This is a genomic window from Psychrobacillus sp. NPDC096426 (assembly GCF_044762745.1).
Classification (GTDB): domain Bacteria; phylum Bacillota; class Bacilli; order Bacillales_A; family Planococcaceae; genus Psychrobacillus.
This window is the reverse complement of record NZ_JBIWEX010000003.1, coordinates 1-17,841: the sequence shown is the minus strand read 5'-3', so window position 1 is coordinate 17,841 and position 17,841 is coordinate 1. Positions and strand designations below refer to the sequence as shown.

General features: G+C 36.3%; 18 protein-coding genes. 15 read left to right on the top strand and 3 right to left on the bottom strand.

The window, feature by feature from the left end; translation table 11 throughout:
* The first annotated feature begins 70 nt into the window (after positions 1-70).
* Positions 71-1,126 carry a nitric oxide synthase oxygenase gene (locus ACIQYS_RS03460; RefSeq protein WP_402974963.1) on the top strand — a complete coding sequence of 352 codons (1,056 nt, stop codon included), beginning with the start codon at positions 71-73 and terminating at the stop codon, positions 1,124-1,126.
* A 252-nt stretch (positions 1,127-1,378) separates the two neighbouring features.
* On the opposite strand, the gene ACIQYS_RS03455 is transcribed toward ACIQYS_RS03460, so the two are convergent.
* Both ACIQYS_RS03455 and ACIQYS_RS03450 read right to left on the bottom strand, forming a co-directional pair.
* Positions 1,379-2,290, bottom strand: coding sequence for an aminoglycoside phosphotransferase family protein (locus ACIQYS_RS03455; protein WP_402974960.1), 912 nt, complete (start codon positions 2,288-2,290; stop codon positions 1,379-1,381).
* Positions 2,291-2,498: 208 nt separating this feature from the next.
* A complete protein-coding gene (locus tag ACIQYS_RS03450; protein WP_402974955.1) occupies positions 2,499-3,230 on the bottom strand; it encodes a class I SAM-dependent methyltransferase in 732 nt (243 codons plus the stop codon).
* 211 nt (positions 3,231-3,441) lie between these two features.
* Between ACIQYS_RS03450 and ACIQYS_RS03445 the strand changes: the two genes are divergently transcribed.
* From ACIQYS_RS03445 to ACIQYS_RS03435, 3 genes are all read left to right on the top strand, one after another.
* The gene (locus ACIQYS_RS03445; protein WP_402974951.1) at positions 3,442-3,564 is read left to right on the top strand and encodes a hypothetical protein; all 123 of its coding nucleotides are present in this window, start codon (positions 3,442-3,444) and stop codon (positions 3,562-3,564) included.
* A 745-nt stretch (positions 3,565-4,309) separates the two neighbouring features.
* Positions 4,310-5,506, top strand: coding sequence for an acyl-CoA dehydrogenase family protein (locus ACIQYS_RS03440; RefSeq protein ID WP_402974947.1), 1,197 nt, complete (start codon positions 4,310-4,312; stop codon positions 5,504-5,506).
* 61 nt (positions 5,507-5,567) lie between these two features.
* Positions 5,568-6,077, top strand: coding sequence for a flavin reductase family protein (locus ACIQYS_RS03435; protein WP_402974944.1), 510 nt, complete (start codon positions 5,568-5,570; stop codon positions 6,075-6,077).
* A 181-nt stretch (positions 6,078-6,258) separates the two neighbouring features.
* On the opposite strand, the gene ACIQYS_RS03430 is transcribed toward ACIQYS_RS03435, so the two are convergent.
* Positions 6,259-7,173 carry a LysR family transcriptional regulator gene (locus ACIQYS_RS03430; protein ID WP_402974941.1) on the bottom strand — a complete coding sequence of 305 codons (915 nt, stop codon included), beginning with the start codon at positions 7,171-7,173 and terminating at the stop codon, positions 6,259-6,261.
* Positions 7,174-7,341: 168 nt separating this feature from the next.
* On the opposite strand from ACIQYS_RS03430, the gene ACIQYS_RS03425 reads away from it, so the two are divergent.
* The 11 genes from ACIQYS_RS03425 to ACIQYS_RS03375 form a co-directional block, all read left to right on the top strand.
* Positions 7,342-7,755: an acyl-CoA thioesterase gene (locus ACIQYS_RS03425; protein ID WP_402974938.1), complete on the top strand. Its 414-nt coding sequence runs from the start codon at positions 7,342-7,344 to the stop codon at positions 7,753-7,755.
* A gap of 35 nt (positions 7,756-7,790) precedes the next feature.
* Positions 7,791-8,663, top strand: a complete 873-nt coding sequence (locus tag ACIQYS_RS03420) for a beta-keto acid cleavage family enzyme (RefSeq protein ID WP_402974936.1) — start codon at positions 7,791-7,793, stop codon at positions 8,661-8,663.
* A 91-nt stretch (positions 8,664-8,754) separates the two neighbouring features.
* Entirely contained in the window at positions 8,755-9,516 is a 762-nt protein-coding gene (locus ACIQYS_RS03415; RefSeq protein WP_402974933.1) for a cyclase family protein, read from the top strand.
* 129 nt (positions 9,517-9,645) lie between these two features.
* Entirely contained in the window at positions 9,646-10,554 is a 909-nt protein-coding gene (locus tag ACIQYS_RS03410) for a LysR family transcriptional regulator (RefSeq protein ID WP_402974930.1), read from the top strand.
* Positions 10,555-10,675: 121 nt separating this feature from the next.
* Complete coding sequence (locus ACIQYS_RS03405; RefSeq protein WP_402974927.1) at positions 10,676-11,401, top strand: VOC family protein; 726 nt, start codon at positions 10,676-10,678, stop codon at positions 11,399-11,401.
* 15 nt (positions 11,402-11,416) lie between these two features.
* Positions 11,417-12,319, top strand: coding sequence for a VOC family protein (locus ACIQYS_RS03400; protein WP_402974924.1), 903 nt, complete (start codon positions 11,417-11,419; stop codon positions 12,317-12,319).
* A gap of 311 nt (positions 12,320-12,630) precedes the next feature.
* A complete protein-coding gene (locus tag ACIQYS_RS03395; protein WP_402974920.1) occupies positions 12,631-13,881 on the top strand; it encodes an MFS transporter in 1,251 nt (416 codons plus the stop codon).
* A gap of 151 nt (positions 13,882-14,032) precedes the next feature.
* Positions 14,033-15,076, top strand: coding sequence for a dihydrodipicolinate synthase family protein (locus ACIQYS_RS03390; protein ID WP_402974917.1), 1,044 nt, complete (start codon positions 14,033-14,035; stop codon positions 15,074-15,076).
* A gap of 5 nt (positions 15,077-15,081) precedes the next feature.
* Complete coding sequence (locus tag ACIQYS_RS03385; RefSeq protein ID WP_402974914.1) at positions 15,082-16,068, top strand: ornithine cyclodeaminase family protein; 987 nt, start codon at positions 15,082-15,084, stop codon at positions 16,066-16,068.
* Between the two features lie 16 nt (positions 16,069-16,084).
* Positions 16,085-17,524 carry an aldehyde dehydrogenase family protein gene (locus tag ACIQYS_RS03380; protein WP_402974911.1) on the top strand — a complete coding sequence of 480 codons (1,440 nt, stop codon included), beginning with the start codon at positions 16,085-16,087 and terminating at the stop codon, positions 17,522-17,524.
* Positions 17,525-17,567: 43 nt separating this feature from the next.
* Positions 17,568-17,841: FAD-dependent oxidoreductase (locus ACIQYS_RS03375; protein ID WP_402974908.1), on the top strand; the 274-nt coding region annotated here is incomplete at its 3' end.

The window sequence follows — 17,841 nt, the reverse complement described above, 5'->3', positions numbered from 1 at the left end:
GGCTTGGCACTTGTATGCACCAAGCCGTTTCTTCTATGATGGAGGGAGACAGTAGGAGGGATTTTCAGTCATGTTCAATGAAGCTAACAATTTTATCCGAACTTATTATGAAGAAACTGGTCAATCGGAGCAGGAAATGGGGATTCGTTTAATAGAAGTAGAGCAACAAATTTTAAAACAAGGTACATACGAACATTCGATAGATGAGCTCAGTTACGGGGCTAAAATGGCTTGGCGAAATAGTAATAAATGCATTGGCCGACTTTTTTGGCAAAGTTTAAACGTCTTAGATAAAAGGTATTTGCATGATGAGGAGTCCATATTCGATGCGCTTTTAGAGCATATTGAATTTGCAACGAATAATGGAAGAATTCGTCCGACGATTACGGTTTTTTCCCAAAAAGATGTACGGATTTGGAATCAGCAATTAATCCGTTATGCAGGCTACGAAACGGAGAATGGAATAATTGGGGATCCAGATTCGGTAGCATTCACAAAAGTGTGCCAAAATCTCGGTTGGAAAGGAAATAATGGCTTGTTTGACGTGTTGCCACTCGTTATTCAAATCAAAGACAATCCGCCAAAATTATTTGATATACCGCAAGTATCCATTTTAGAAGTATCCATTCGACATCCGGAATTCGACTGGTTTGCAGATTTAGGGTTGAAATGGTATGCCGTTCCGATGATTTCCAGTATGAAATTGGAAGTAGGCGGTATTTCTTACGTAGCCGCTCCATTTAACGGATGGTATATGGGAACAGAAATTGGTGCGCGTAATTTAGCAGACGACAATCGCTATAATATGCTTCCGGTGATTGCTGAACAGATGGGACTGAATACGAAATCGAATGCTTCTCTTTGGAAGGATCGTGCATTAGTAGAACTGAATGCCGCTGTTTTATTTTCTTATAAAGAAGATGGGGTGAGTATCGTAGATCATCACACGGCTGCCCAACAGTTTAAACGGTTTGAAACAAATGAACACGAAGCAGGACGTGATGTAACAGGAAACTGGAGTTGGCTAATTCCTCCATTATCTCCCGCTACGACTCATATTTTTCATAAGCCTTATGCAAATGAAAAGAAAACGCCCAATTACTTTTACCAAAAGGCACCGTACTAAAAAAGAGGAATTAGCTTACCGCTGATTCCTCTTTTTGTTATTCAATAGTGGACACAAATCGATTCCTTCCAGTATGCATACCAGCAATAAATATTTGAGTGGCAAAATAGAGCGGTAGAGAGAGAAAAAGAAAAGAGGGTTAAATATAACGAGTTAACATACTAACACGAAAAAACGCCTAGAGAATATTTCTTTAAATGTTTATTTCTTTTTTTATTCAATTAAAGCACCTGTTAATTGAATAAGAGGAAGCTATAAGGTGTTCTTTATTTTTCGACTTAAAAAATGAACTCGATTGAGATAGTAATCCCTTTTAGCAGAATCATTGATTAAGGTGGTGAATAGTATGGATAACATTAAAGCAGTATCTAGTCGATAAATTGACTGTATAACTTCATCAGTATTTATGATAATGTCTACATTTTTGTAACCTTTTAGAAATTCTTCCTCAATTAACTCTTGAGATTCAGAAATTCTCATTAACTCCATAATCGGATTACCAATGAATGCATTATCCCAATCTATAATCCCTTTAATAACTCCATTTTCCCCTATAATATTAGGTGGTCTAACATCAAGGTGGAGTAAACTGTCCTTTGTTTGTGCTGTATTCAGAATTGCTTCCATTTCCTCTGAATCGGGAATAATGATACTATTATTTATCAGATTAGATAGTAAATGAACACGTTCTGTTATTCTGTTAGAAATAATATTACTTAATGTTCGTTCATTCTGATCAATGATTGATAAATTATTCAACGGTACCTTATGTATTTTAGAAGTGAGCTGACCAACATCGTAGGAAGGTATCTCTTGAGCATCTCCCGATACAAAATCAGTTACTAAAAAGTTAATTTCTTCATCTAAATAAAGCCTATGAACTTTTGGTACTGGGATATTGTATTTATGACAATGTTCGGAGATAGTTGCTTCTTTTTTCAATGAAATAATGCCACTTAAATTTATATCATTTGTGTTTTCTTCTGTTCTCCAAGGAGTTCTGATAGCAAGCATTCCAAAATTTTTTTCTTTAACCAAAAAAACAGCGTTATTAACTCCATTACCTATAAATTTTATTTCAACAATCTGCCATTTCATAATGTTATTTAAAACATTAGCAATGCTAATTCTTAAAGTTTCAATTTTATTATTTGTTAATCTCATAGACCAACCCCCCTTGTAATCAAATAATAATAATTTTATCTATTATCATATCACTCTTATTTAGCACCCGTAGTTGAATAATGTACTCTTTAGATGTTTTTTAAAGCAAGTTTAACCGATGTATTTATTTGCTCTTTGAACACAATTTTTGTCAATGGCTAATAATTCATCTTTCAAATATTTTTAAAATAATATTAGGATATTTATTTTACTTCATACAAGAAAAAGCCAGTACAATAGGAATTCGTTGTCTTCTAACAAATTCATCTTCACTACTAAAATGTTCGCGTTTTGGTGTACCTTCACGTAAATCTAATACTGTAAAACCAGCTTGTCTAAGTGCTATAAAATATTGTTCAATTGTGCGATGATACTTAACCACTACTTGATCAATCCAAGGTTCTTTTCTTTCACCATCATGGAAATAGTCATCGACAATCCTATTACCACGTTTATCCCCAGTTTGCTTACTAGCAAATGAAGAAGTTGTAAGAGGATGTTGGATACTAAAAATAAATCTACCGTTTTCTTTAAGTGTTTTATGAACATATTGAAACAGGGTGTCAATGTCTGAAACATAATGAAAGGCGAATCGAGATGTTACAAGATCAAATGCCTCTTTCGGATAATCATACGATTCCATTGTTTCACAGTGTATTGTTCCGTTTTGTTCTAATAAGTTTGAGCGCGCAGCTTCCACCATTTGTTCCGAACCTTCTACTCCTGTATAGTATTTTGCCCCTAGATGTAAAAGTTTTTTACCGAATGAGGCATCACCACACCCTAAATCTAAGATGCTTTTATCTTGAATGCTCCCAATTAATTCATAGATAATCGGACCTTCTATGGCATTATTTGGACTATCTTGTCTGTTTCTTCTTTTCATGTAATTTGAAAAAAAATCCGTTTGATCGTAAACACTAGCTCCTCTGAATTCCATCAAAACATCTCCTCATCTAATCCTCTTTTACTTTCTTTTTCTAGTAGAAAAAAATTAATTAATAATATCGAGAGAATCATCGCTCAATGCACAAATTAATGTATTCTATCATGTATTCAATAAAAAGAAAAGTAAGAAATTACTTGCTCTGCAGAAAAATCAAACATTTATAATTTAACATAGATATCCAGTTTGAGGAAGAATGGTCTTATTGAATGAGATTATTTTAAAGAAATCAATTGAAATCGGGAAAAATATTTGGGAAGCCATATTTGAAAAGCAACGTAAAAGAAGAAATGATTTTGGAGCAAATATTGAAACTGAAATGAAATAAAAATAAAATTGAATTATATCCTAACCCGTGTATTTTGATCAATCTTTTTTCAAAATGCATGGGTTTCATCTATTATAATATCAACGTTTGCAGTAAACTTTATTCCAAACCTACGATAGATCCAATAGCTGGAAGAATAGAAGGTTTCGTTTTGGAAATAATGAAGTATTGAATGGTGTGAACTAGAGTTGAATCGTTCCTAATCTTTTTTGGGAAAACTCAATAACAAGTAAACTTGTTTTCCATTAAACTATTTTTATATGTATATAAGTTTTTCTTATTAATATGATAATTTTAATGTATTTCCAAGTATTATAGACTAGCTATATAATTTATTTCAAGCTAACAACATTCTAATGGCAACGAGATGGAGGCATTAGTATGCTTTCTTTGTAAGCGATTTCAGGCAAAGTAATATTAATAAAAATCGGCATATATTACTAGCGATGGTCCAGGCATCTGCCGAGCGCAGATTGAAAGGTTTCTAAACGAAGGCACTCGTGTCAGCATAAAAGAATGTTTTTTGCACTAAAATGACGGAATATTACGTCTACCGAAATGAGGAAAGAGGAAAGAGGAAAGAGGCAAGTAATTAAAATTGCCTCCTTTCATGGAAATCATGCTGATAATTTGAATGTATTCGTTTATTTCGAGAAACAGATGTTGATTAGCTAACAATCTGCATGAATGCTCGCGAATTGGAGTCTAGAATAGAGCCACAAAATATATCAAAGGAGGTCATTTTTTGACTCAATTAACGTATGCGTTAACACATGAAGAAGTTGTAGAAATCGCTAAAACATTAGCACTCAAGGTGAAGCCACGCTTTAATTTAACGGAGGAACTGTCCCGTCAACCTCAAGAAAACATTCAAGATTTTATTGACTCAGGCCTTGTTCGTACGATGACGCCGAAGCATTGGGGTGGCTACGAGTTAGGTTTTGATACTTTGTATGAAACAGTAAAGGAAATCTCAAAAGCAGATCCATCTGCGGGATGGTGCTACTCACTTTTACTAATCCATTCATGGATGCTAGCTTACTTCCCGGAAGAAGTACAGCGTGAGGTTTGGGAGAACGATATTGATGCGCTGATTGCCTCTTCGTTCAATCCTGCTCCAATGAACAAAGTGATATCTGTTGAAGGCGGTTATCAACTGAATGGTCAATGGGGCTTTTCATCTGGAATTGATCACAGCGATTGGGTGATGGTGATGGGATTTGTAGATCTAAACCCAGACACTGGGGCACCAAGTGAAGTGTTGATGATGATGGTGCCGAAAGAAGATATAGTAGTGCAAAATACATGGAAAACAGTTGCGACAAAAGGAACTGGTAGTAATAATATTTTACTGGAAAATGTGTTTGTTCCGAAACATAGAACATTGGATATGATCGCTTGGTGCCAACGAGGAGAAGGTCCTGGTAGACGGATTAATACAAGTCTTTTATATAGCTATCCTTTATTTGCAGCGATGCCAGTTAGCTTATCATCCTCTTTAATAGGCGCGAGTATCGGAGCTTATGAACAGTGGAGAGAGACGATGCGTAGCAAAGTGAACAAAAGCAATGAGAAGGTAGCTGATTTTACGCATCAACAAATTCGTATAGCAGAAGTTTCAGCGACCATAACAGCAGCTGAAGCGCTATTAGAAAAAACAATCATCAGACTTACTACGGGAGAAACAATTGATATTTATGAAAAGTTAGTAAATCGTCGAAATTATGGTTATGTTGCCAGACTATGTAACCAAGCGGTAAAAGCAATTGTGGATAATGCTGGAGCATCTATGATTTATGAGTCTAACCCATTACAACGTTACTGGAGAGATGTCCAAGCATCATCTTTACATTATGCATTTAACTTAGATATGTTAGGTGAGTTGTTTGGAAAAATGGAATTGGGCATTGAGCTTAATCCGAAAAGTATATTAATTGTTTGAAAATATAGATTTTCCGAAGAGGTAGTAATATATTGTTTAAACAAAGGGAGATGGTCTGGAAATGGAAACAAAGTTAGTACAACAACAATTATTTAAAAATGCATTAGGAAACTATCCAACTGGTGTTACTGTTGTAACAGCCACAACTGAGGAAAACCTACCAGTTGGTTTAACGGTAAACTCGTTTGCATCGGTTTCGCTTGACCCATTATTAATTTTGTGGTCAATCGATCACCGTGTTTCAACGCTTAAAACCTTTACAGAAGGTGGCAAATTCGGGGTCCATATTTTAGCTGGTGACCAACAAGAACTGTGTAAAACATTTTCAAGTAAGCACGAGGACCGCTTTAGCACTTGTACTTGGTCACAATCTGAATTAGGTGTACCAGTTATTGAAGGGGCTTTTGCAGTGCTTGAGTGTACAACGCATCAAGCGATTGAAGCGGGTGACCATACAATTTTAATCGGTGCTGTGCAAAATATTTCAATTGACGAAAGTAAAAATCCGATGCTGTATCATCGCCGTCACTTCGGCGAAATACCAGCTGAATTTTATCCTGTTATGATATAGACGATGAATGACTGAAAAACTGCTCCTTGTAGCAGTTTTTCTTTATTTGTAGGCAAATTAATTAGATGTCACTTACTATTGCATGTTTCAAACTAAATAATAAAAGTGCCAGTACTTTAATTTAGAGTACTGGCTCTCCATTCTTTATTGAACATTTCCTTCCAATTATTGAAAAGGAATCTTAGTACGTATCAACGATCTTTTGTTTTAAATCATTCATAAACGCTTTTGTTATTTTAGGTAAATGACTAATTTTAGGTAGTACACTAATTAAGTATGTAGTCCCATAATATGGCGTTTCATCGACATAGGGAAGCGCAATAATATCTCCACTTGAAACTAAAGGATTATGACGAACCCAAAACTCTGAATAAATGCCAACTGCTATATTGTTAGAGATAATATTTATTATGACGTCATGACTGTTTGAATAAAAAATGACGTTGCCTTCCCCATAATCTAAAAATAATTTATTCCAGAAACGTTCTGCAAATTTCTCATTTCGAATGACTAAAGGCTGTTTAATTAATTCTTCTGGCGTAACAGACTTGTTGTAAGCGAGTGGTGAATATTTGCTCACACAGACCATAATTTTAGATTTTAGTAATACATCTAATGTAATACGGGGATCTTTGATATTTAAAGTTTCATCTGTTCCTAAAACGAGTCCGATATCAAACACATTACTTTTGATTGCTTCTATAATATTTTGGGTATCATTTTCATGAATTTCGATTTTGACTTTAGGGAACTCTTTGCGGAATGAATACATGAACTCCGGTAAAAAAGTAGAGTAATAAATTGTTGATGCCGTAATTTTTAAATTTCCTTCAAGCAATTCAGATTGTTGATTAATCCTTTTTAATTCCTCTAGTTTATTCATCATTTCCAAAGAAAGTTTAATAACCGTTTTGCCCTCTTCGGTCAATTGACTACCTGAGCGAGAGCGTTTAAAGACAGAGACGCCGAGTTCAGATTCTATACTACTAATTGCTTGGCTAATGGCTGAATGTGACACATGCAATTTATCTGCTGCTTTCGCAATTGTTCCTTGCTCTGATACTTCAATCATATATTTTAAATGGTCCATATTCATATTTTATCCCCCCGTTTTTTGTTTATTGTAAGTTTTTCTTATGTAAACCTAAATAATCTTAACTTTATCTTTATGATAAACTTTCGTAATATTTAGTCAATGGTAATTGAAGAAAGTGTTACTACTTCAAAACTAATTTACTAAAACAAAGGGGGAGAAATAAGTTCAATGATTACCAAGACAATTCGTATTCAGTTTGTTGATACTGATATGTCAGGACGTATTCATTATAGTTCGATTTTTAAGTACTTCGAAATAATGGATCATGATTTTTTTAGACGTATCGGTTATTCATACAAAAAAATTTTTAAATCGGGCTTAGACATGCCACGTGTACATGTAGAGTGTAGCTATTTGGGAGAAATCGAATATGACGATGAATTAGAGGCGCAAGTTTCCGTAACGAAGATTGGTAATTCGTCTTATAAACTATCATTCGGTTTTTATAAAGAAGAGAAGCCAGTTGCGAAAGGTAGTTTAACAAATGTCTTTGTTGATCGTGATACTGGTAAATCAGTGTCAATACCGGAGTTTATAAAGACTGAATTAGTAAAGCATCTTGAACCAGTATCTATTACGTAAAATGTAAGCGCTATAAAAAATTGGAGGAATGAAAGATGGCTAAAAAGAAAATTATTATAACCGTTGCACCAACAAGTAATTTCCATGGTAAAGAAGCAAACCCTGCATTACCAGAACAACCAAATGAAATTGCACGTGAAGTTCAACGTTGTTATGATGCGGGTGCTGCAATCGCACACATTCATGCACGCGATTCAAAAGGGGTTCCAACAAATGATGTGAACGTTTTCAAAGAGATTAAAGCAGAAGTAGCAGCAAAAACTAATATAATACAACAATTCTCTACAGCACCAGCGATGATCCCGGGTACGCATATTGATGATGGTTTACAAGTGCTAGACGCTTATCCAGAGATGGCTTCTTTAGATTGTGGTCTGATGCAAGCGTATGTTGGAGACATGATCAAGCCAACGCTTTGGGATCGTGACTGGTTACGGAATGCTGCGACATTGATGAAAGAACGTAACATCAAGCCAGAATTAGAAATCTTTAACCATGCGCAATTAGAAGATGTAGTCAACATTTTAGCGCCTGAAGGACTTTTTGATGGTCCTCTATCATTTAACTTCGTATTTGGAATGTTAAAAATCAACCAAGGTGCCATTAACTTTAGCATGGAAAACATCACACATCTAGTACGTAAATTACCACAAAACGCATACTTTGGTGCAATGGGAATCGCAGCTCAACAACACCAAGCTACAATTGCATCCCTTTTACTTGGTGGTAACGCACGAGTAGGCTTTGAGGATAATATCTACTTCCGAAAAGGCGAACTAGCAACAAGTAATGCACAGCTCGTTGAACGTATTGTAGGCATTGCAACAGACTTAGGCTATGAAATTGCAACGCCAGACGAAGCGCGTGAAATGTTAGGTATTAAAAAGGTAACAGCATTAAGAAATTAATGAATAGTTTTAATATGTGGGCGGAGTTACGACATTGCATTAGTAACACCTTTCTTTTTATTAAAACTTTAGTCTTTGGAGGGAAAGAAAATTGAACTTGTATGATTTAAGTGTTTATTGGGAACCCAATCATTTTGCAGAGCCATGGCCACCAAAAGTTGAACTCTCCACTAGCGAAGAGCAAGCAGAGCTTTTAGCGAAGAAGCTAAATATTGCGCCGAGTGATTTTCAGGACGGTCTAGCATTAGCTGTTGAAAGTGTCAGTGCAGAAGTATTTACACATATTGGGACACATTGTGATGCTCCGATTCATTTTGGCCCAATTACAGAGGGGAAGCCGTCTCGAACAATCGATGAGTTACCGTTAGAAGACTTTTATGGAGATGGCGTTATTTTAGATTTGCGTCATAAAGAGCCAAGAAGCGGTATAACAGTCGAAGATTTAAAGCAATCACTTGCAGAAATCGACTATACAATTAAACCGCGAGATATCGTTTTATTAATGACAGGCTATGACAAATATATTTATGAAGAGAAATATCTTCAAGATCAACCTGGTATGACAGGTGAAGCTACAGAATGGTTAATTGAACAAGGGGTCAAATTGATGGGGATTGATACGTACACATTTGACCGTCCTTTCGGTGCAATGGTAGCGGACGTAAAAGCTGGTAATAAAGAAGCATTATTCCCTGCGCATTTCATGGGTCGTAAAAAAGAGTATTATCACATTGAAAAGTTAGGTAATCTGGATAAAGTGCCAGTACGACACGGTTTTAAGTTCTGTGCCTTTCCAATTAAAGTTAAAGGCGGTACAGCGGGCTCTGTTCGTGCAGTAGCAATGGTCGAATAATGATTACTAATAATTCCTTATGATTAATTATTTGTTAGCTTCTGTATTCGGATAATGTGTTTTGTATAGAATCCGAAATGATTTGGAAATAAAAAATAATTGAAATAAGAGTCCCATAAGGAGGAGGTTATGGAAATACGTCAGTTACGTTATTTTATTTCTGTTGCAGAACATTTGAATTTTACACAGGCAGCTAAAAAATTATTTGTGGCACAACCAGCAATCAGTCAGCAAATTGCGAGTTTAGAAAAAAAGATGGGCTTGAAATTATTCGAACGTGATAAACATTCCGTGAGATTAACGCATGCTGGCAAAGTTTTTTTGGATGACGCGATCGAACTGTTAGAAAAAACGGAGGAATCGATTAATAGAGCCAAAAAAGCTGCTGTTGGTGAAATTGGTCACTTAAGCATTGGTTTTTTATATGCACCGGTTAAGAATTTCTTGCCTTCTTTTATTAAAAGTTTTCGTGAAAAATATCCAAGTGTACAAATCAGTATGAACCATTATCAAACAGCAGAGGTCATTGAAAAGCTAACGAATAATGATGTTGATATTGCGTTTATCATGTCATTTAAGCCAGAGGATCGAGCAGAATGGGAGTATCACTCCTTGTTTTCCCAACCATATTGTGTATTTATCGATCAGCATCATCCGCTTGCCAAAAAACAGAGTATTTCTATTAAAGAATTAACAAACGAGCCAATTGTAATGCTTGATCGCAAAGAATCTCCTCATGGATACGATCATTTAATTACACTTTTTGCAAGTCATGGTTCGCTACCTAATATCTCCATGCATACTGAACGCATTGAAACGGTATTAATGCTAGTTGAATCGGGATTAGGTGTAGCGATATTACCGAAGCATTTACATGTCTATGCGAATCCATCTATTCGTTGTATCGAGATTATGGATTGGAAACATACAGTAGACATCGGAGTTGCATGGAAAAAGGAAAATGCTAATCCATCCATTGCATTATTTCTAAACGAGCTTGAAATGAAACACTTTCCGCAATATAACAAAATTGTGTAGTGAAATGATGTATTAAGGTGTTTTTTAACCGAAAGATTGGGGAGGGAGGCTAAAAACGGTAACGTGTATGCTTAGATTCTTTTAAACATATTCGATAAATAGAGAAATAGGAGTGGTAGTATTGACCGGATCTATACAAAAAAAATTGAAATTCGAGACGAGCAAAATTACTAAGATAGGTTTCTTGTTCCATGATGAAAAAGCGATGAACTCTCTCACAAAATTATTAGATACTATAACTTCGGAAGACTATCTAAACACAGGAAACCATGCATTTTTAGATACACGTGAGAAATATAAAACGCTTATCGAACTTTTAAAGGATGGAGACCCCAAAACAGAAGATCCATTATCAATAGGCTCTGGAGATAACCAATATGAAGGAAAAGCATTACTTGGCACAAATAAAATTGTCCAAATTGCGCTTGTTGTTGAAGATATTCGTGAAGCTCAAAAAGCTTGGTGTGAGTTATTAGGTGCAGAGTCTTTAACAATCTTCCATTCTGGATTTGAAGCAGCTAACAAAGTGGCTACATACAAAGGACAGGAAGCAATTGGACGCAGTCACTTTACATTTATTGATACTCCTCATATTCAAGTAGAGTTAATTCAGCCGGATAAAGATTCCCGAAGTACTTGGCTTGAACAATTAGAGAAAAATGGAGAAAGTCTGCATCATATTGCTTTTATAGTCGACAATCTAGATGAAAAAGTGAAGTTATTCAATAGTTTAGGATTCCCAACAATACAAGAAGGACCTCTCTATGATGGTTCAGGTAAATATGCTTATATCGATACGACATCTGATTACTCAGTGATCTTCGAGCTACTAGAAATGTTCAAATAAAAGGAGGATTAATAAATGGGAATTGAAAGACTAGCACACGCGGAGCTCCGTGTTCCAGATATCGGCAAGGCACTTGATTATAATGTCAATGCATTTGGTTTGAAACAAATGGATAAAATAGGTGATACGTATTATTTGGGCTGTGGTTTCGATCATCATTACGATTTAGCATTAACACCAGGCGGTACAGGCATCGCACACTATGCTTTTACTGTAAATAATGAGGATGATCTAATCCATTACAAAAAACGTGTAGAAGATTATGGTATTCAAGTATCTGAATTTACAGATCGTGAACCAGGCGAATTAAAAGGCATTGGCTTTGATATTCCGGGTGCTAATATTCCACTGCGTATGGAACTAATAACAATTGCTAATAAATCAGTTTCATATATTAACCCAGCAGCTACACCAGCTCGTACATTTCACGGAGCAGGACCACATGATCTAGATCATTTAGGTTTAAAAGTGAAAGATCCAAAAGAGTTAGCTTTCTTTTTAGAAAAAGCTTTAGACTTTAGAATGTCTGATATTTTCATGCCAAAACCAGGCGTTTACGGTGCTGTATGGGCTCGTATTCGTGATTATCATCATGAATTAGCGTTCATGGGTGGTGTCGGTGGCGATAAAGAATCACTTGACCATATCGCATTCAGCTTTGAAAATATTGATCATATGAAACGTGCCCTTGATATGCTTGCACATTATGGTTTGGAATTAGAATTCGGAGTAGGGCGACATGCAGCAGGGGCAAATCTTTATGCATATTATTGGGCATTTGGTAACCGTTATGAATTAAGTGCTGAGATGCCTAGAATGGTAGATGATTCTGCTGAAACCATTATTTGGGATGATATTTCTAAGTCAATTAGTTCATGGGGGATGAAAATTCCAAGTTCAATGAAGGAAGGCTCTTAATCTTTAAAAAAACGCCAAAGTTTTATAACAAAAAAAGAACTTAGGCTCTTATTAATATTTAAATAAGGAAGCTAATGAAACAAAACGCTAAAAATATTTTCAATATTCTGAAATTAAATTTGATTTAACGCCACAAATCAGTTCCTATTCCTCGAGTTATAAATGAGTGTGTCAATCCGTCGCTTGTATATTAGATCTTCTCATTGCTCGTAGGAATCCAGACGGTAGTAAGCTTTTACTAATCATCTCGGTATCATCGTATTTTTATGTTTATCTAGGACAATACATGATTTTAAGGAAGGGTGTTCATAATGGAAAAAAAGAAATTTTGGAGTTATGAGAATAAATTAGTGATGATTTTCTTCTTCTCAATCGGGTTTGTATTCTTTGATCGTTTAGCTATTAACTATCTTATACCATTTATACAAGAGGATTTTAGTTTAACGAATACACAAATCGGTTTAGTTAGTGCAGCATTGGCGATAACATGGTCAATTTCAGGCCCAATAGGTGGGATTTTATCAGATAAAGCAAAGAGCAAAAAAGCTGTTTTAGCAATATTCGTCTTATTATTTTCGGTGGTTTCATTATTGCATGGATTAGTTGGATCATTCGTGATGTTATTTGTTTTACGTTTAATAATGGGGCTTGTGGAAGGTCCAATTGTTCCAATAACCCAATCAATTTTGACTGTGGAATCATCCGAAAACCGCCGTGGTTTTAACTCGGGATTTACTATGAATACAGGGAATGCGGTGTTCGGTAGCTTTTTAGCTCCGCTTGTAATTGTTGCGTTAGCGAATGCATTTGATTGGCATACAGCATTTTATTTAACCATCGTTCCGGGAGTTATTTTAGCGTTCGTCATTTTTAAGTATGTCAAAAATCCAGATCAAGCAAAAATTACACAAGTTTCGTCGTTGGCACCTAAGGAGAAGATTAACTTTAAGCAAATGTTGAAACATCGTAACGTTTGGTTATCGATTGTTATTTTCAGTGCCTTTATGACATACATTATGGCCTTCAACATTTATGGACCGTTATTTTTAGTGAATGTAAAAGGTGTATCAGCATCAACGATGAGTATCGTGATGGCTTCGTTCGGTGCCGGCTTTGCGCTCTTCGGTGTTATTGTGCCAGCGATTTCAGATCGAATCGGACGAAAACCTATTTCGCTTGCATTCGGTTTCCTTTCTATCTTTACGCCACTTGTATTAATATACGTAGATTCATTAGCGCTTACCCTTATTTTAGTATTCGCCTTTTCTTCAGGTACAGGTGTCGCTGCTTTAGTAATGTCTGCAATTCCTACTGAATCAGTGCCATTTCAATACGCAGGGGCGGCTATAGGATTAACGATTGGCATCGGAGAATTCTTTGGTGGATTCTTAAATCCAATCATAAGTGGTATAGCAGCAGATACTTTTGGGCTTACAGCGCCATTATTTATCAGCTCCGGTGCAGCAACTGTCGCATTCTTATGCTCATTTTTACTTATTGAATCATCGCCATCTAAGGTAGCGGTGGAACAAACAGAATCGAGTAGTCTAGTAAAAGTATAAGTTTACTAAACTTACAAATGACGTATTTCATTTTGGTAAAAAGAAATTCTTATTACGAGCATAATTTTAGTGTATTTCACATTATAAGGAACATTTTATATGATAAAGATGTGATATATTTTCAGAATTTTTAAAAAGGAGAGTCATAGTAATGGCATATTATCAGAAAGCAGAAGCAAGAAAATGGGCGAAGGAAAATTTAGACGGTCTTGCAAATGTGATCATTCCTTCATTCACAGCAGACTTAAAAGCATTAAACGAACAGGGGATCCGTCATGACGTACGTCGTTGTATCGAATTAGGCTTCACTGGTACGTTATTAGTATCCGAACTAGCATTGAGTAAAGAAGAATATATCCAATTTGCAACATGGGTGGCAGATGAAGCACAAGGTCGTCTTCAACTCATTCACCATGCGAGCTTTAATACATTAGAAGAAAATATCGAAATTGTTCAAGCGGTGGAAGAATTAGTTGACCTAGTATTACTGTCTTATCCTGCTAACTTCTATCCTGAAGACAGTCAAGGTGTTTATGAATATACTAAGAGATTCGCGGAAGCAACAGATGTCGGCATTATTTTATTTCCAGTACCATTATGGAACTTCGAACGCTTACATCCAGCAGCTATCGATCCAAAAGTGATCCGCCAACTCATTGATGATGTGCCAAACATCGTTTCCATCAAAGCAGAAGGTGGTATGCCACTAATCGCTGGATTCACTCAATGTTACCAATTATTCAATGAAGAAGTAGTTGTAACAACACCATTAGAAAAAGATGCGTTCGCAATTGGAAATATTATTCCAATCCAATGGATGGGTACTAGTAACTATGAAATGTACGGAGATACTTTACCGTTATTATTTAACAAAATGAAAGAAGGAAAGATTGACGAAGTATATGAGCAATATTGGAAAATGCAACCTGCTCGTATAGCAGTTGGTAAATTAATGGCATCTTCTGACGGTGCTGGTCTAGTTAACCGTATGCTTTGGAAGTATGCAGCTTGGTTAAATGGCTTCAATGGTGGACCATTACGTCAACCAACAATGAAGATTAACGCTTCACAGATGTCTGCAATCCGCAACGCACTTATTCAATCGGGTATTCCTGTAACTGAAGAGAGCGATCGCGAATTCTTCATCGGTCGTAATCCGGTAGCGACATTAGAAAAAACTACAGTAAAGGGGTGATATAAATGACTTTAATATTAAATTCGCAAGATGTAAAACAAGCTATCAATTTGCGTACAATTATTGATCAAATTGAAAAAGGGCTTGTTGAAGAATATAACGGTCATACAGAGAACCCGCCACGTTTGAACATGCGTACTGGCAATGATGGTTTCTATCGTATTATGTCAGCAGTAATGAATGAAAGTGGCTATCAAGGTTTTAAAGTATTCTTTAAAGGTGGTCCAAGTGTCCGTTATTTAATCGGAATAATAAACCAACAGACGAATGATTTAGAAGCAATGATGGATTCAGCATATATTACAGCGGTTCGCACAGGTGCTACGACAGGTTTAGCAACTAAATATTTAGCACGTGAAGATGCAAAAACGATCGGTTTAATTGGTTCAGGTTTAGAAGGACGTACAAATTTAGAAGCAGTATGTGCAGTACGCAAAATCGATTCTGCCAAAGTGTTCAGTCCAACACCTGCTCGTCGTGAAGCCTTCGCAATTGAAATGAGTGAAAAACTTGGTATTAAAATCGAAGCGGTGGACACACCTGAGAAAGCAGTAGAAGGCGTAGATATTATCAATGTATGTACAAACACTTCCACAAAAGGTAATAATGTAGCGTTCCAAGGTAAATGGGTAAGCCCTGGCGTACATGTAAACTCTATTGGTTCTACAATGCCATTGATGCGCGAAATTGATACGGATACATTTGCAAAGGCAGATGGAATTGTTATCGATACAAAACATCTGGAAGAAGAATCAGGTGATGTAATCGAAGCTATTAAAGAAGGTAAATACGATGCATCTATCGTAACCGTGTTACCAGCTTTAGTTACAGGACATAAAGTGCGAACAAGCGAAAATCAAGTAACATTATTTAAATCAGTTGGTACAGCGATTCAAGATATTATGGCAGCTCGTGCAGTATATGAAGAAGCAAAAAAATTAAACATCGGAACAGATGTTGGTGAATTTTTAGAATCAAAATTATTTAACTAAGTGGGGAGAGGTTGGAGTGACTACAGCACTTAAGCACGAAACAGGCCTGTATATTAATGGGCAGTGGTTAGAGTCCAAACAAAAAATGAAAGTGTATGACAAGTTTACGGATGAAGTGATTGGCGAAGTTACAGTTGCAAGTCAGCAAAATGTAGATCAAGCAGTTGATGCGGCAAATGAGGCGATGAAAAATCGCCCTCTTCCAGCACATGAACGTTACGAAATATTAAACCGGACAGCCGAGCTTGTTGAGAAAAATGTCGATGTGATGGCACGATTGATCGCTAGAGAAGCTGGTAAACCAATCAAAGATGCAATTGTCGAAGTAAATCGAGCAGTACAAGTTATTAAAACTGCTTCAGAAGAAGCAAAACGTATTCATGGTGAGACAATACCATTAGATGCTGTACCAGGATCAGAAAATCGCATGGGTCTTTATATTCGTGTCCCTGTTGGTGTTATTGCAGCGGTAACACCATTTAACTTTCCGATAAATTTAGTTGTGCATAAAGTAGCACCGGCAATAGCTGCGGGATGTGCAATCGTTTTAAAACCAGCATCGACAACGCCATTAACAGCGATTCTTTTATGTAAATTATTAGAAGAAGCGGGTTTACCAAGTGGCTATATTAATTTAGTAATCGGTTCAGGAAGTACAATTGGTGATTATTTAGTTGCGCATCCAGGCAAAAAAATGGTGACATTCACAGGTAGTCCATCTGTAGGTTTACAAATTAAAAAAAATAGCGGCTTCAACCGCGTAACATTAGAGCTAGGTAACAACTCAGGCAATATTGTGCATGAAGATGCGGATATCGATTTAGCAGCAGAATTATTAGCAAAACGAGCATTTGGTTCAGCAGGTCAATTTTGTGTATCCGTTCAACGTATTTATGTACATGAAAAAATTATGGAAGAGTTCACACAAAAAATAGAAGAAGCAACGAAATGCCTAGTTGTTGGTAATCCATTAGATTCTGCAACTGACGTGGGACCAATGATTAGCTTAAAAGAAGCGGAACGTGTGGAAGAATGGGTAACAGAAGCTATTCGTGATGGTGCAAAAGTCATTGTTGGTGGAAATCGTGAAGGTTCGATTATGTATCCAACGATTCTAACGAATGTGAAGCCAACCATGAAAGTAGTATGTGAAGAAGTATTTGGACCAACAGCATCTATCGTTCCTTATAAAACATTTGATGATGCAATTGACCTTGTAAATGATTCTGAATACGGTTTACAAGCTGGCGTATTTACGAAAAATGTTGACTTAGCATGGAAAGCAGCGAAGAAAATACGCACTGGTGGCGTAATTATTAATGATACATCAGCATATCGTGCAGACATTATGCCATATGGTGGAATCGATAAGAGTGGAGCAGGACGAGAAGGCCCAAGATTTTCTGTAGAAGAGATGTCAGAAATTCGCATGATCGTATTCAATGTTCAAGAATAAATGTCATAAGCGGCATTATGAAAATGTAAGGGGTAGATGAATAATGTCAGTTTTTCAAAAGGTAGATTTTTTCTCTGATTCAATTGAAGTGCTAGTAGTTGGTGGGGGCCCTGTTGGACTTTCTACAGCGATGGAACTAGGTTTACGTGGCATAAAAGTGGTCATCGTTGAACCACGTAAGGAAGTTTCACATTTACGCCCTCGTGCGAAAACAACAAATGCACGTTCCATGGAGCATTTCCGTCGCTTAGGAATTGCAAATGATATTCGTGCTGCGGCAGCGCTAAAGCCCGAATGGTCCCAAGAAGTCAGCTTCT

Excerpts from the sequence above, each read along its gene's own strand:
- ACIQYS_RS03460 (WP_402974963.1), top strand. The coding sequence starts at position 71 with ATGTTCAATGAAGCTAACAATTTTATCCGAACTTATTATGAAGAAACT.
- ACIQYS_RS03455 (WP_402974960.1), bottom strand. The coding sequence starts at position 2,290 with ATGAGATTAACAAATAATAAAATTGAAACTTTAAGAATTAGCATTGCT.
- ACIQYS_RS03450 (WP_402974955.1), bottom strand. The coding sequence starts at position 3,230 with ATGGAATTCAGAGGAGCTAGTGTTTACGATCAAACGGATTTTTTTTCA.
- ACIQYS_RS03435 (WP_402974944.1), top strand. The coding sequence starts at position 5,568 with ATGGAAACAAAGTTAGTACAACAACAATTATTTAAAAATGCATTAGGA.
- ACIQYS_RS03430 (WP_402974941.1), bottom strand. The coding sequence starts at position 7,173 with ATGAATATGGACCATTTAAAATATATGATTGAAGTATCAGAGCAAGGA.
- ACIQYS_RS03425 (WP_402974938.1), top strand. The coding sequence starts at position 7,342 with ATGATTACCAAGACAATTCGTATTCAGTTTGTTGATACTGATATGTCA.
- ACIQYS_RS03420 (WP_402974936.1), top strand. The coding sequence starts at position 7,791 with ATGGCTAAAAAGAAAATTATTATAACCGTTGCACCAACAAGTAATTTC.
- ACIQYS_RS03410 (WP_402974930.1), top strand. The coding sequence starts at position 9,646 with ATGGAAATACGTCAGTTACGTTATTTTATTTCTGTTGCAGAACATTTG.
- ACIQYS_RS03400 (WP_402974924.1), top strand. The coding sequence starts at position 11,417 with ATGGGAATTGAAAGACTAGCACACGCGGAGCTCCGTGTTCCAGATATC.
- ACIQYS_RS03395 (WP_402974920.1), top strand. The coding sequence starts at position 12,631 with ATGGAAAAAAAGAAATTTTGGAGTTATGAGAATAAATTAGTGATGATT.
- ACIQYS_RS03390 (WP_402974917.1), top strand. The coding sequence starts at position 14,033 with ATGGCATATTATCAGAAAGCAGAAGCAAGAAAATGGGCGAAGGAAAAT.
- ACIQYS_RS03385 (WP_402974914.1), top strand. The coding sequence starts at position 15,082 with ATGACTTTAATATTAAATTCGCAAGATGTAAAACAAGCTATCAATTTG.